The sequence below is a fragment of the Streptococcus cristatus genome (assembly GCF_003943505.1).
GTDB classification, from domain to species: Bacteria; Bacillota; Bacilli; order Lactobacillales; family Streptococcaceae; genus Streptococcus; species Streptococcus cristatus_E.
Map to the genome: position 1 here is coordinate 1 of NZ_RJPS01000011.1, position 14,343 is coordinate 14,343.

General features: G+C 45.5%; 14 protein-coding genes and 1 pseudogene. All 15 read left to right on the top strand.

All coding sequences use genetic code 11. The annotated features are described in order from the left end of the window. Positions 1-289 (top strand): annotated as a pseudogene (locus D8792_RS09070) (ABC transporter ATP-binding protein); the annotation flags it as partial. Beyond that, positions 282-2,270 carry an ABC transporter permease gene (locus D8792_RS09075; protein WP_125373748.1) on the top strand — a complete coding sequence of 663 codons (1,989 nt, stop codon included), beginning with the start codon at positions 282-284 and terminating at the stop codon, positions 2,268-2,270. The pseudogene D8792_RS09070 and the gene D8792_RS09075, both read left to right, overlap by 8 nt. A 131-nt stretch (positions 2,271-2,401) precedes the next feature. Next, complete coding sequence (locus D8792_RS09080) at positions 2,402-3,802, top strand: APC family permease (protein ID WP_125373749.1); 1,401 nt, start codon at positions 2,402-2,404, stop codon at positions 3,800-3,802. 41 nt (positions 3,803-3,843) lie between these two features. After that, entirely contained in the window at positions 3,844-4,113 is a 270-nt protein-coding gene (locus tag D8792_RS09085) for a hypothetical protein (protein WP_125373750.1), read from the top strand. A 157-nt stretch (positions 4,114-4,270) separates the two neighbouring features. Continuing rightward, positions 4,271-4,696, top strand: coding sequence for a GNAT family N-acetyltransferase (locus tag D8792_RS09090; protein ID WP_125373751.1), 426 nt, complete (start codon positions 4,271-4,273; stop codon positions 4,694-4,696). A 15-nt stretch (positions 4,697-4,711) separates the two neighbouring features. Further along, positions 4,712-5,170, top strand: a complete 459-nt coding sequence (locus D8792_RS09095; RefSeq protein ID WP_125373752.1) for a GNAT family N-acetyltransferase — start codon at positions 4,712-4,714, stop codon at positions 5,168-5,170. A 62-nt stretch (positions 5,171-5,232) separates the two neighbouring features. Continuing rightward, positions 5,233-5,469, top strand: a complete 237-nt coding sequence (locus D8792_RS09100) for a DUF2829 domain-containing protein (RefSeq protein ID WP_002899859.1) — start codon at positions 5,233-5,235, stop codon at positions 5,467-5,469. Further along, on the top strand, positions 5,462-6,160 hold the full coding sequence (locus D8792_RS09105) for a 3-oxoacyl-ACP reductase (RefSeq protein ID WP_125373754.1): 699 nt from the start codon (positions 5,462-5,464) through the stop codon (positions 6,158-6,160). The genes D8792_RS09100 and D8792_RS09105 overlap by 8 nt, the downstream gene beginning before the upstream one ends. Before the next feature lie 206 nt (positions 6,161-6,366). Further along, entirely contained in the window at positions 6,367-7,752 is a 1,386-nt protein-coding gene (locus D8792_RS09110; protein ID WP_185758435.1) for an amino acid permease, read from the top strand. A gap of 148 nt (positions 7,753-7,900) precedes the next feature. Next, positions 7,901-8,434 carry a YceD family protein gene (locus tag D8792_RS09115; protein ID WP_125373755.1) on the top strand — a complete coding sequence of 178 codons (534 nt, stop codon included), beginning with the start codon at positions 7,901-7,903 and terminating at the stop codon, positions 8,432-8,434. A gap of 112 nt (positions 8,435-8,546) precedes the next feature. Further along, positions 8,547-9,182, top strand: a complete 636-nt coding sequence (gene gmk, locus D8792_RS09120) for a guanylate kinase (protein WP_185758436.1) — start codon at positions 8,547-8,549, stop codon at positions 9,180-9,182. Between the two features lie 23 nt (positions 9,183-9,205). Then, positions 9,206-9,520, top strand: a complete 315-nt coding sequence (gene rpoZ, locus D8792_RS09125) for a DNA-directed RNA polymerase subunit omega (RefSeq protein ID WP_005590937.1) — start codon at positions 9,206-9,208, stop codon at positions 9,518-9,520. A gap of 65 nt (positions 9,521-9,585) precedes the next feature. After that, positions 9,586-11,991: a primosomal protein N' gene (locus tag D8792_RS09130; RefSeq protein WP_125373756.1), complete on the top strand. Its 2,406-nt coding sequence runs from the start codon at positions 9,586-9,588 to the stop codon at positions 11,989-11,991. Between the two features lie 100 nt (positions 11,992-12,091). Continuing rightward, complete coding sequence (gene fmt, locus D8792_RS09135; protein WP_125373757.1) at positions 12,092-13,030, top strand: methionyl-tRNA formyltransferase; 939 nt, start codon at positions 12,092-12,094, stop codon at positions 13,028-13,030. After that, positions 13,020-14,336, top strand: coding sequence for a 16S rRNA (cytosine(967)-C(5))-methyltransferase RsmB (rsmB, locus tag D8792_RS09140; RefSeq protein WP_185758437.1), 1,317 nt, complete (start codon positions 13,020-13,022; stop codon positions 14,334-14,336). Before fmt ends, rsmB begins: the two co-directional genes overlap by 11 nt. Positions 14,337-14,343 lie beyond the last annotated feature (7 nt).

Consider the following 14,343-nt stretch of genomic DNA (forward strand, 5'->3'; position numbering starts at 1 on the left):
TATCACCGAGCCTGAGATTTTGCTGGCAGATGAGCCGACAGGAGCCTTGGACTCTAAGTCCTCGGCAGCTCTCTTNGATGTCTTTGANGATATNAATGACCGGGGCCAGACCATTCTCATGGTAACCCACTCGACTTCGGCAGCTAGTCGGGCCAAGCGGGTGCTCTTTATCAAGGACGGGATTCTCTACAATCAAATCTTCCGCGGCAACAAGACTGAGCGGCAGATGTTCCAAGAGATTTCCGATACTCTGACAGTTATGGCAAGTGAGGTGGAAGCTCATGCTTAGATTAACTAGTAAGCTTGCGCTTTCTAACTTAATCAAAAATCGTAAGCTTTATTATCCTTTCGCACTGGCGACCTGTCTGGCTATCGCCATCTCCTATATCTTTTTCTCCCTGACTTTTAATCCCAATTTAGTAAAAATGACCGGTGCAAGTGCTGTTTCTATGGTGCTATCTTTTGGGATGGTGATTGTCAGCATCACGACCAGCATTATCGTCTTTTATGCTAATAGCTTTGTTTTCAAGAATCGCTCCAAAGAGCTGGGGCTCTACAGTGTGCTAGGACTCAATAAATTCCACCTCTTTGTCATGGTGGTAATTGAATTACTAGTATTTGGTCTAGTCACCCTTATCCTTGGACTAGGGATTGGGCTCTTATTTGACCAGTTGATCTATGCTCTCTTGCTCAAAATCATGGCGATAAAGGTCGTCTTGGTGTCAACTTTTCAGCTTGCTGTCGTTATCGCGGTTGCTGTTTTCTACGCTTTTGTCTTTTTCTGCTTGATGATTAGCAATGGTCTGCGCCTGAGAAAGCTTGATGCGCTGCAATTGGTCAAAGAAAAGAATAGCGGAGAAAAGAAAAGTCGCTTTTTATTCCTGCAGACACTACTTGGGCTTGCAGCCTTGGCTTATGGTTACTTTCTTGCACTAGGAGTGACCAATCCTCTATCAGCAATTTTTACATTCTTTGTCGCGGTACTTTTTGTGATTCTGGGAACCTACCTGCTCTTTAATGCTGGAATTACGGTCTTTCTGCAATTTTTGAAAAAGAGGAAGTCCTATTATTACCAACCCAATAATATGATTTCCGTTTCCAACCTGATTTTCCGCATGAAGAAAAATGCGGTGGGTCTTGCGACAATTGCTATCCTATCAACCATGGTCTTGGTGACCTTATCTGGCGGGGCTAATATCTATGCCGGTGGTGACTACATGCAGAAAGCTATGTTTCCTCATGATTTTAGCATTCAAGGAAAAGGAACCACAGGTGAGCAGATGGACCAAGTGCTGACAGAGTTTGTGAATGAGCAGCAGTTACCAGTCACAAAGAAAGGTGTCTATCCATACTATACGATGGGAGTGACAAGTCGTGCTGGCAACCAGCTTGATATCAACGCTGCTGCTCAAAAATTTGTCACACCGAAAACGTATATTTTGGCTATTTCAGAAGCGGATTATCAGAGTATGACGGGGAAAACTCTTGATCTTGGAGATGATGAAGTGGCACTCTACCAGCAAGGTGTGAAGTTAGATTCCAAGCAAGACTTGCAGCTGGCTGGTCAGACCTTTAAAATCAAGGAAGAACTCAAAGAAGACTTTATCTTTGGTCATTTACCTGATCAGATGAACATGATCGTTCCAGAGAAAATCTACATGGTTCTTAAAAATCCTGACCAAATATTCTCTACACTGATGGACAAATACGCTGTGAACCTTAATTATTATGGCTGGCTTGATACAAAGTTATCAGCAGAAGAACAGAGCAATCTGAGGGATGCTTACCAAGAAAAATTGCAGCAGTTTAATCAGACCTTGCCTGAAAATCAGGCGGTCTATGGTTCGGTAACAGCTTTTGATAAGCAAGAAATCAAAGGCATGCTGGGTGGCATGTTCTTCATCGGCATCTTCCTGTCAATTGTCTTTATGCTGGGAACCATCCTCATCATCTACTACAAGCAGATTTCAGAAGGGTACGAGGATCGGGATCGCTTTGTGATTCTACAAAAGGTTGGTCTGGATGAGAAGCAAATCAGACAAACCATTCGGAAACAGATCTTGATTGTTTTCTTCCTGCCGCTGGCCTTTGCCTTTATCCATCTGACCTTTGCCTATCATATGCTGAGCTTGATCCTGTCTGCCCTCGGTGTTCTTAATTCAGTTCTCATGCTGGCTGTGACGCTAGGTGTCTGTGCGATCTTCTTTATCAGTTATGTGATCGTCTTCATGATTACTTCCCGCAGTTATCGTAAAATTGTTTCTATGTAAGAAGTTGGGTTTTCCCAGCTTTTTATTTTGCTTTTCTTTGCCTGATGAAAAAGGGGCAGATAAAATGAGACTTTGGTAAATCCAACAATCTATGATATAATAAACCATCTATGCTTTGGAGGGAGATTGCTATGAATATTTTTCGAAAAAAAGATGCCAGTAAAAACAGGACGGGAATGCGGCGGCATCTGAAACTGATGGATTTGATTCTTTTGGGAATCGGGGCCATGGTTGGTACAGGGATTTTCACGGTTACGGGAATTGGTGCAGCGACTTATGCTGGTCCAGCTCTGATTGTGTCGATTGTGATTTCTGCCCTATGTGTCAGTATCTCTGCCCTATTTTATGCGGAGTTTGCCTCTCGAGTTCCGGCTAATGGCGGAGCTTACAGCTATATTTACGCTGTTTTAGGAGAATTTCCGGCTTGGCTGGCTGGTTGGCTGACCATCATGGAATTTATGACAGCTATATCAGGTGTAGCTTCTGGCTGGGCTTCTTACTTGAAAGGGCTTTTGAGCGGCTTTCATATCCAGCTACCGACAGCCTTGAATGGCACATTCAATCCAAAAGCAGGGACTTATGTGGATTTGTTACCTATTCTGGTTTTGGTCTTTGTGACAGGCGTGGTACTTCTAAACTCAAAAGCAGCCCTGCGCTTTAATTCAGCCTTGGTTGTCCTCAAATTCTCAGCCTTGGCTCTCTTTATTCTCGTTGGGCTTTTCCATCTCCGACCTGAGAATTGGTCCAACTTTGCACCTTTCGGCTTTGGTCAGATCTATGGCGGACAGACGGGGATTATGGCTGGAGCTTCTCTGATGTTCTTTGCTTTTCTAGGCTTTGAGTCGATTTCCATGTCTGTGGATGAGATTAAAGAGCCACAAAAAAATGTGCCGCGCGGAATTGTCCTTTCTCTTGGTATCGTGACCATTCTCTATATCTTGGTAACCTTGGTCTTGACAGGCTTGGTCCACTACACCAAGCTAAATGTCCCAGATGCAGTAGCCTTCTCCCTTCGCAGTATTGGGCTGGATTGGGCGGCTAATTATGTCTCTATCGTCGCTATTTTGACCCTGATCACGGTCTGTATCTCCATGACCTATGCCTTGTCTCGGATGATTTACAGCATAGCGCGTGATGGACTTTTACCGCGGTCTTTCAAGGAATTGACTGCTACTAGCCGCGTGCCTCAAAATGCTACTGTCTTGGTGGGGATTGCCTCGGCTATCTGTGCGGGTATCTTCCCTCTTGCCAGCATCGCTTCTTTCCTCAACATCTGTACTCTGGCTTATCTGATTATGCTGGCCTTTGCCATTTTGAAGTTGCGCAAGGAAAAGGGGCAGCCCAAGGCAGGAGAGTTTAAAACTCCGCTGGTGCCTCTAACTCCGATTTTGTCCATTGTCATCTGCCTTTCCTTTATGACTCAGTACACCTGGGACACTTGGTTGGCCTTTGGAATCGCTCTTCTTTTAGGAATTTTGATTTACTTTGGCTATGGCTATCGTCATTCAGAAATAGAAGTGAAAGAAAAGTAGTGTAAAGAGTTGTTTTAAACAGAAAGTAGAAGGAGAAAAGAATGAAGAATGTTAACCTAACCAAAAAGAAGAAAGTTTGGCTGATTGCGCTTGCTTTACTTGCCCTTATCTTACTAGCCATTGTGATTAATATTCAGATGAATCAACCCGAACATATGGGCGCTGACTATGTTGGCCTTTGGAAGTCAAGATGGCATGAGGAAAATAAAGACTGGCTCTATCCCCTGAAAAATATCTGTCTTGTCATTTTAGCGGTTCTAGCTGGTTCTGGTCTCATGATTGCGTTTTCCAAGAGTGAAAGATGGAAATGAGCTTTTGAAAATGAGGCAATTCAGCCCGATGTCCTAACAGATCAGCCTTTTAGAAGAGGCGGAATCTTGGTTGAAGGGACAGATAGGAGAATAGTTCATTGAAAGCAGTCAAAGAGACTGCTTTTCTGCTATAATAAAGAATAGAACGAGGTGACAGATGATTCGTAAAGTAAAACTAAGTGACGCCGCAGCCATTCAGCGACTTAATGCTGAGTGTCTGGGCTATGACTTTGATGGGGAAGCGACGAAGGCTCAACTGAAGAGGCTGCTAGAGAATGACCAGCATTTGATTTTGGTAGTTGAAGAAGACGGTCAGGTCATAGGCTACGCTCATGCGGCTAGCTACGACTGTCTCTATTTCCCGTCCTTGCTCAATCTCTTGGCTTTGGCCGTCGCTCAGGATTTTCAAGGGCAGGGACATGGCAGAGCGCTGATGCAAGCTTTGCGTGAAGAGGGAAAAGCAGCAGGCTACACAGGGATTCGAATTAATTCAGGCATTTCCCGCTCATCAGCCCATGAATTTTATCGCAGCCTTGGCTGCAGCAAAAAAGCAGACCAGAAACGATTTTATTGGGGATTTTAGAGAAAAGAGGACTAGATGATGATTGAACCACTAACTCAGCGGCATGCTTTGGAAATTGCTAAGGACTGGCATTACGAGGCGCCTTATGATTTTTATGATATGAAAAATGACCTGGAAGATTATGAAGAAATAGTTTCCCCTGAAGCGCGTGGGGATCGTTATTATCAAGTCCTGCGAGAGGGGAAGCTCTATGGATTTTTCTGTTTGGAGCAGAAAGGAGAGCAAACTTTGGAGCTTGGTTTGGGGATGAAGCCGGAGCATTGCGGAAAGAGTCAGGGTGCTTCATTTCTGCAGGAAATTCTGGACTTTATCATGGAAAATTTTGCGCCCCAAGTCATAAGGCTATCCGTAGCTGACTTCAATCATCGAGCCCAGCAGCTTTATCTCAACATGGGCTTTGAAGTGGTGAGACGCATTCCGCAGGAAAGCAATGGCGATATTCACCTCTTTGTGGAGATGGAGAAGAAGCCTTAACTTAGCTATGACTGCTAACAGCAAATTTGTAAATGAATACTAATAAACAAAAGGAGAAAACCATGACATTTGAAGAAATTTTACCAGGCCTTAAGGCCAAGAAAAAATATGTTCGTACAGGCTGGGGCGGGGCGGAAAACTACGTCCAGCTCTTTGACACGATTGAGCAGAATGGGGTGGCTCTTGAAGTGACACCATATTTTCTCATCAATGTTTCAGGTGAGGGGGAGGGTTTCTCCATGTGGAGTCCGACTCCTTGTGATGTGCTCGCGACAGATTGGGTAGAAGTGGATGACTAAGACAGTACTGGTGACGGGAGCCAGCTCGGGCATCGGCCGAGCTCAGGCTCTGACCTTTTTGGAAAATGGCTACCGGGTTTATGGGGTGGACAAGGCTGAAAATCCGAGGTTTCTAAATGAACTACGTTTTTTTAAAATGGATTTGACGGAGGATTTGACACCACTTTTCACTAGCTTGCCTGAGGTGGACATTCTCTGTAATACGGCCGGTATTTTGGACGATTATCGTCCCTTGCACGAGACCAGTGACGAGGACTGGGAGCAGATTTTTGCTCTCAATCTGACCGCTACCATGAAAATCACCCGCTTTTACCTGCAGAAAATGCTGGAAAAAAAGTCTGGAATCATCATTAATATGTGCTCGATTGCTAGCTTTTTGGCTGGTGGCGGTGGTGCTACCTATACAGCCTCTAAGCATGCTCTGGCTGGTCTGACCAAGCAGATAGCCCTGGACTATGCGGATCAAAATATCCAAGTCTTTGGCCTGGCACCAGGCGCTGTCAAGACAGCCATGACTGCTGCGGATTTTGAGCCAGGCGGGCTGGCAGACTGGGTTGCTGAGGAAACGCCGATCAAGCGCTGGCTGGATCCTCAGGAAGTGGCTGATGTCAGCCTCTTTCTAGCCAGTGGTAAGGCAGCTGCTATGCAGGGCGAGATTATCAAAATCGACGGTGGTTGGAGTTTGAAGTAGGGATTTGCTGATTTTTAAATTCCTTTGGCAGTCAAATCTAAAAGAGGGAAGACGATTTTAAGGGTGTGGGCTGGAGACTAGAGAAGTTGACCATTGTTTAATAAATGAAAATTTTTTCTAACTTTTATAGATAAAAATAAAAGAATTTCTAGCAGAATTGTCTGAATTATGATACAATAAAGCGATTTGCGAAAGGAAATGATCGAATGAGTGAAAATGAATTGAAAAATAATGAAAAAACAGAAAAGAATGGGATGGAACGCGGCTTACAAAATCGGCATGTTCAGATTATAGCCATTGCTGGAACCATCGGCACGGGTCTTTTCTTGGGGGCGGGGCGCTCGATTAGTCTGACTGGTCCGTCTATCATCTTGATTTACATGCTGACGGGCCTTTTCATGTATCTGATGATGCGGGCGATTGGGGAAATGCTTTACTACGACCCTGACCAGCATACCTTTATCAACTTTATTACCAAATATTTGGGAACTGGCTGGGGGTATTTTTCTGGTTGGTCCTACTGGATTTCTCTGATTTTTATCGGAATGGCTGAGATTACGGCTGTTGCCCAGTATGTGCAGTACTGGTTTCCTGACTGGCCAGCTTGGATGATTCAGCTTGTCTTTCTAGCCCTTCTTAGCTTGGTCAATCTGATAGCGGTTCGAGTCTTCGGCGAGGTCGAATTTTGGTTTGCGATGATAAAGATTGTAGCCATCATTGCTTTGATTGCAACGGCTGTCTTTATGGTATTGACAGGCTTTAAAACGCCTCACGGAGTAGCTAGTCTTGGGAATATTGGCCGAGGTTTTCAGCTTTTCCCTAATGGCTTTGTAAGTTTTGTCATGGCTTTCCAGATGGTCTTCTTTGCCTATCAGGCCATTGAATTTATCGGGATTACCACTTCTGAAACGGCTAATCCACGGGCGGTCTTGCCAAAGGCCATCAAAGAAATTCCTTTGCGGATTGTCTTATTTTACGGGGGTTCTCTCCTTGCCATTATGGCTATCATTCCTTGGGAAAAACTAGCAACGGCTGACTCTCCCTTTGTTATCGTTTTTAAGTTAGCTGGGCTCAAATGGGCGGCAGCCTTGATTAACTTCGTGGTTCTGACCTCAGCGGCCTCCGCACTGAACTCGACCCTTTACTCAACGGGTCGCCATTTGTATCAGATTGCCCATGATACGCCAAATCCTTTTCTTGAGGCAATAGGAGCTGGGAAGCTGTCTCGGCAAAACGTTCCGCAGAATGCGATTTTGACTTCGGCGGCTGTCATTGCCTTTGCGGCCTTCATCAAGATTCTGCCGGGAGTATCAGATTCCTTTGCTCTGATTACGGCTTCCTCGTCTGGTGTCTACATCGCCATCTATGGTTTGACCATGCTGGCCCACCTCAAATATCGTAAGTCACCAGATTTTATGGCAGATGGTTACCTTATGCCAGCTTACAAGTTTCTCAATCCTTTGACCATGCTCTTCTTTGCCTTTGTCTTTGTTACTCTTTTCTTACAAAAGTCAACGGTAGTGGGAGCAATCGGATCAGCTGTTTGGATCATCGTCTTTGGTCTTTACAGCCAGTTCAAATTCCGAAAATAAACAAAGCTTTTTAGGAAGCAGCATATTTTCTCTCAGTCTAAGTGGCTGAGAGATTTTCTTTTTCTTGTCTCATTGGCTGTTTGGGGTATAGGTATTTGGTCGAGAAAATGGTATAATGAAGAAAGAAATAATGTAAAACGAGGCTGAAATGTTAAATATTCAAGAAATTAAGAAGAATGCTGGCGGCTTGCAGTTTGACCAAGAATTTGATTTGGCGCAAGAGCTAAAAGAACGTAATCGTGAAGTGCTAGATATCCAGAAGATCGTGGCTAGAGGTCAGGCTCAGTATGAAAATGGGCTTTATTTTTTGGATTACACCTTGACCTACCAGATTACCCTGGCTTCTAGTCGCAGTATGGCTCCAGTTGATAGGGAGGAAGCTTATACGGTTCATGAAGTCTTTGCTTCCGTCGAAGATGGCTCTGTGCAAAAAGATTTGCTGGAAGATGATTTGGTTCTGCCATTTGAGGGGGATACGATCGATTTGGCAGCCAGTGTGGCGGACAATATTTTACTTCATATTCCGCTGAAAGTTTTGACTCCTGCAGAGGAAGCCGGCGAGACCATGCCTATGGGAATTGACTGGCAGGTGCTGACGGAGGAAGACTATCAAAAGCAGCAAATGGAAAAGAAAGAAGCCAACAGTCCTTTTGCCAGCCTTCAAGGTTTATTTGATGAATAAAAGTGTCTGAAATCTAGCAGGATTCAGGAGGATTATCAAGGAAATCTCTGTGAATCTTCTTGAAATATAAGCGCAATTTTGTTACACTAGATAGAAAGATTGTGAAGGAGATATGATGGCAGAACGAGGCTTGTTAATTGTCTTTTCTGGCCCCTCAGGCGTTGGAAAAGGAACAGTAAGACGGGAAATTTTTGAGAGTACGGACAATCAGTTTCAGTATTCTGTATCTATGACGACTCGTCCGCAGCGTCCTGGAGAAGTTGATGGTGTTGATTATTTCTTTCGCACTCGTGAAGAGTTTGAGGAGTTGATCCGTCAAGGGCAGATGCTCGAGTATGCAGAGTATGTCGGCAATTATTACGGGACTCCGCTCACTTATGTCAACGAGACCTTGGATAAGGGGATAGATGTTTTCTTGGAAATCGAAGTCCAAGGAGCACTCCAAGTCAAGAAAAAAGTGCCCGATGCTGTGTTTATCTTTCTGACTCCGCCAGACTTGGAAGAGCTGAAAGACCGTTTGGTTGGCCGTGGTACAGACAGTGCAGACGTTATTGCTCAGCGGATTGAGAAAGCAAAAGAAGAAATTGCCTTGATGCGTGAGTATGACTATGCTGTTGTCAATGACCAAGTACCTTTGGCAGCTGAACGTGTGAAACGTGTGATTGAAGCCGAGCATTTTCGTGTGGACCGTGTCATCGGTCACTATCAAGACATGCTTCCTAAGGATGAAGCAGTCGTCCGTCAATAAAGTTAGAAATTAGGTAAATAATTATGATGTTAAAACCGTCTATTGACACCTTGTTGGACAAGGTACCGTCAAAATATTCTTTGGTTATCTTAGAAGCTAAGCGTGCCCATGAGCTAGAAGCTGGCGCTAAGCCAACTCAGGACTTCAAGTCAGTGAAGTCAACGCTACGTGCTTTGGAAGAAATTGAATCTGGTAATGTTGTGATTCACCCAGATCCAGAAGGAAAACGCGAAGCAGTTCGCCGACGTGCGGAAGAAGAACGCCTGCGCAAAGAAGAAGAAGAGCGCAAGATCAAAGAACAAATTGCCAAAGAAAAAGAAGAGGGTGAGAAAATTTAAGGTTGGGGCTACTCAATCTTATTTTTTTCTATGAATATGGCGTTTAGGGAAAGCGGGGTGAGAGTGTGAAAATTGCCAAGATTATTGTCGATGTTCCTCTGATGCAGACGGATAAACCATACAGCTATGCGGTTCCAGAGGAGTTTTCTGGGATGCTACAAGCTGGGATGCGGGTGCATGTGCCTTTTGGTAAGGGCGGTCGATTGATTCAGGGGCTGATTGTTGGCTTGTCTGATGAGAAAGCTGAAGATTTGGCGGGGCATATCGGAGAATTGAAAGATATTGCAGAAGTTCTGGACTTTAGGCCGGTTCTCAATGCCGAGCAGCTCTGGTTGGCTTACCAGTTGCGCCAGTCTGTCTTTTCCTATAAAATTTCCATCCTGAAGGCTATGTTACCAAGTCTTCTTAATTCCAGCTATGACAAGTTGCTTTATCCAACGGAGCAGCTTTCAGCTGAGGAGCGGCAGGCCATTTTTGGTCAGGAAGCTAGTCTTCGTTTTTCTGATTTGGACAAGAAAAGTCAGTCTAAGCTCATGCGGTTGACTCAGGCTGGTAAGATTCGCTTGGAATACCAAGCGACGGACCGTAAGCATATCAAGACAGAAACCTGGTATCAAGTTGATAGAGAGCAATTGGCTCAGTTTCTGCCTTCTGCCCGAGCGAAAAAGCAGCAGGAGCTTCAGACATTTCTGCTGGAGAATCCGCAATTAGGTCTTCTCAAAGACTTACGCAAACTCTTTTCACCTGCAGTAGTCAACATTTTCTTAGAAAAGGAGCTTCTTCATACAGAGGAGAGAGAGGTCAGCCGGTCTGCAGCGCATTTCCAAAAGGAGCGACAGGATAAAAAGCTGGTTCTCAATGAGGAGCAGGCAGCCGCGGTCGCTGCGATTTGTGAAAAAATCGGCCAAGCTGACGCTCAGCCTGTTTTGCTAGAAGGAGTGACGGGGAGTGGCAAGACCGAAGTTTATCTCAAGGTGATTGAGGAGGCTCTAATCCAAGGAAAGACCGCGATTATGCTGGTTCCGGAAATTTCTTTGACTCCTCAGGTGACCGACCGTTTTATCTCGCGCTTTGGCGACAAGGTGGCTATTTTGCATTCAGGCCTATCTGACGGTGAGAAGTACGATGAATGGCGCAAGGTGGAGCGGGGAGAGGCTCAGGTCGTTGTTGGTGCGCGTTCAGCCATCTTTGCTCCGCTGACAAATATCGGAGCTATCATCATTGATGAGGAGCATGAGTCCTCCTACAAGCAGGATTCCAATCCTCGCTACCATGCCAGAGAGGTGGCTCTTTTGCGAGCTCGTTACAATCAAGCTGTCTTGGTGCTGGGTTCGGCGACTCCGAGTTTGGAGAGCAGGGCCAGAGCCAGCCGTGGCGTTTATGACTTTTTGCAGCTGACCAAGCGGGCTAATCCGCTGGCGCAGATTCCTCAGGTTCAAGTGGTGGACTTCCGAGATTATATCGGGCAAAATGAAGCTAGTAATTTCACTCCAGTCCTGCTAGAAGCTATTCAGGATCGTCTGAATAAGGGTGAGCAGACGGTTCTCATGCTCAACAGGCGAGGTTATTCCAGCTTTGTCATGTGTCGGGAATGCGGCACGGTGGACACCTGTCCCAACTGTGATATTTCTCTGACCCTACATATGGATACCAAAACCATGAACTGCCACTACTGTGGCTTTACCAAAGAAATTCCACCAACCTGTCCTAATTGTGCCAGTCGCAGCATTCGCTACTATGGTACAGGAACGCAGAAAGCCTATGATGAGCTGGCGACTCTCTTTCCAGAAGCTCGTATTCTGCGGATGGATGTGGATACGACTCGTAAGAAAGGCAGTCACGAAGAAATCCTAGAGGCTTTTGGTCAGGGACAGGCAGACATTCTGCTGGGAACTCAGATGATTGCCAAGGGCTTGGATTTCCCTAATGTGACCTTGGTCGGTGTCCTTAATGCAGACACAGCGTTGAATTTGCCAGATTTTCGCTCTTCAGAACGAACCTTTCAGCTGCTGACTCAGGTAGCAGGTCGGGCAGGTCGGGCTGAAAAAGCTGGGCAAGTCTTTATCCAGTCTTACAACCCGCATCACTATGCCATTGACTTTGCTAGAAAGCAGGATTACGAAGGCTTCTACGCCTATGAAATGGGAATTCGTCGGCAGTTGGGCTATCCGCCTTATTACTATACAGTCGGGCTGACCCTATCACACAAGGATGAGGAAACGGTAGTCAAGAAATCTTATCAGGTCATGGATATTTTACGGAGTGGCCTGTCGGACAAGGTGCAAATTTTGGGTCCCACACCCAAACCCATTGCTCGAACCCACAATCTCTACCACTATCAGATTTTACTGAAGTATCGCTTTGAGGATGACCTACAAACTACGCTCAATCAGGTCTTGGAACTAACGCAGCAAGCGGAAAACAAGGACCTGCGGCTCAGTATTGATAATGAACCCCAGAATTTTATCTGATGGCAAAAGTGAGCGAGAGCTATCAGCTTTGCTCGCTTTTTTGATATAATAGAAAGAAAAATAGTCGTAGGGGACAGGATCCTGCGACAGATTTGAGGAAATGACAGTGAAATTAATTTTTATGGGAACGCCTGACTTTTCAGCAACGGTCTTAAAAGGCCTGCTGGAAAGCGAACAATATGAAATTTTAGCAGTGGTCACTCAACCAGACCGAGCGGTGGGCCGCAAGAAGGAAATCCGCATGACACCGGTCAAGGAAGTGGCTTTAGCTAATGGCTTGCCAGTTTATCAACCAGAAAAGTTAGCTAAAAGCGCTGAGTTGGAAGAGATGATGAACTTGGGCGCTGACGGAATCGTGACAGCAGCCTTTGGCCAATTTCTGCCTAGCCGTTTGCTGGACAGTGTTAACTTCGCAGTGAATGTCCATGCGTCTCTCTTGCCAAAATACCGTGGAGGAGCGCCTATTCATTATGCCTTAATAAATGGTGACCAAGAAGCAGGTGTGACCATTATGGAAATGGTCAAGGAGATGGACGCTGGTGATATGATTGCCAGTCGAGCGACAGCTATTGAAGAGTCTGATAACGTGGGAACTCTCTTTGAAAAACTAGCTGTGATTGGTCGCGATCTTCTTTTAGAAGTCTTGCCAGCCTATGTAGCGGGAGAGATTCAAGTTCAGCCTCAAAATCCAGAGCTGGTGACTTTTTCACCGAATATCAGCCCAGAGCAAGAGCGGATTGATTGGACAAAGACCAGTCGTCAGATTTTCAATCAGGTTCGGGGCATGAATCCTTGGCCGGTAGCCCATACCCTGCTAGCTGGCCAGCGCTTCAAGATTTATGAAGTTAGCCAAGTGGAAGGCAGCGGTCGTCCAGGTGAAATCTTGACAATCAGCAAGAAAGAATTAGTGGTCGCAGCGGGGGAGGGAGCTCTTTCTCTAAAGACGGTGCAGCCATTCGGCAAGCCCAAGATGGACATCAAGGACTTTCTTAACGGTCTGGGCCGGAACTTAGCGGTAGGTGATGAATTTGGAAAGTAAGCAAAAAAGAGCCCGCGAGCTTGCTCTGGAAATTCTGGAAGAAGTCTTTGAAGAGGGAGCTTATTCCAATATTGCCCTCAATAAGGCTCTGAAACAGAGTGCCCTCAGTTCAGCTGATAAAAGCTTGGTTACGGAGCTGGTCTACGGGACGGTCGCTCGCAAAATTAGTCTGGAATGGCAATTGGCTCATTTTGTGGAGGATAGAGACAAGCTGGATGCTTGGCTTTACATCCTGCTTGAGCTCAGCCTCTATCAGATGCTCTATCTGGATAAAATCCCCCAGCATGCTGTCGTCAATGAAGCTGTTGAGATTGCCAAAGGCCGCAAGCGTGGCAGTGAAAAATATGTCAATGCGATTCTGCGGAAGATCGAGCGGGAAGGCGCAGCCGATCCGACCAGTATAAACCGCAAGAATAAGCGCTACTCAGTCCAGTATTCTCTACCAGTCTGGCTGGTCAAGGTGTTGATTGACGAATACGGGGAAGAACGCGCGGAAGCTATCTTTGCTAGTCTCTTTGAGCGCAACAAGGCCAGCATCCGAGTGACGGATTTGGCTCGAAAGGAAGAAGTTAAAGCGGTTTTGGGTGCGGACGATTCGCTCTTGGCTTCTTCAGCTTTGGTCAAGAAGCAAGGCCATTTTGCTGGTCATGAGTTCTTTGAAAAAGGTTTGATTACTATTCAAGACGAGTCTAGCCAGCTGGTTGCTCCGACCTTGCAGATTGAAGGGCATGAGCAGATTTTGGATGCTTGCAGTGCGCCGGGTGGCAAGGCTGTGCACATGGCTTCCTATTTGACGAGTGGTCAGATTACAGCCTTAGATCTTTACGATCACAAGCTGAACTTGATTCGGCAAAATGCGGAACGTCTAGGCTTGGCAGATAAAATTACCACTAAAAAACTGGATGCGACCAAGGTATTTGAGACTTTTGGTCCAAATGCTTTTGATAAAATCCTAGTGGACGCTCCCTGCTCTGGCATCGGCTTAATTCGCCGCAAACCAGACATTAAGTACAATAAGGAAAACGCCGATTTTGAAAATTTACAAAAAATTCAGCTGGATATATTAGACAGCGTTTGTCAAAGTCTATGTAAAGGTGGTATAATAACTTATAGTACTTGCACGATTGTGTCTGCAGAGAATTTTGAAGTGGTTAAGAAATTCTTAGAAAGGCATCCAAACTTTGAGCAAGTTAGACTAGAACATGAAAGAGAAGATATCGTGAAAGACGGCTGTATCTTGATTACGCCGGAATTATACGGAAGCGATGGATTTTTTATCAGTCAATTTAGGAAGATATCGGACTAAGAGGAGG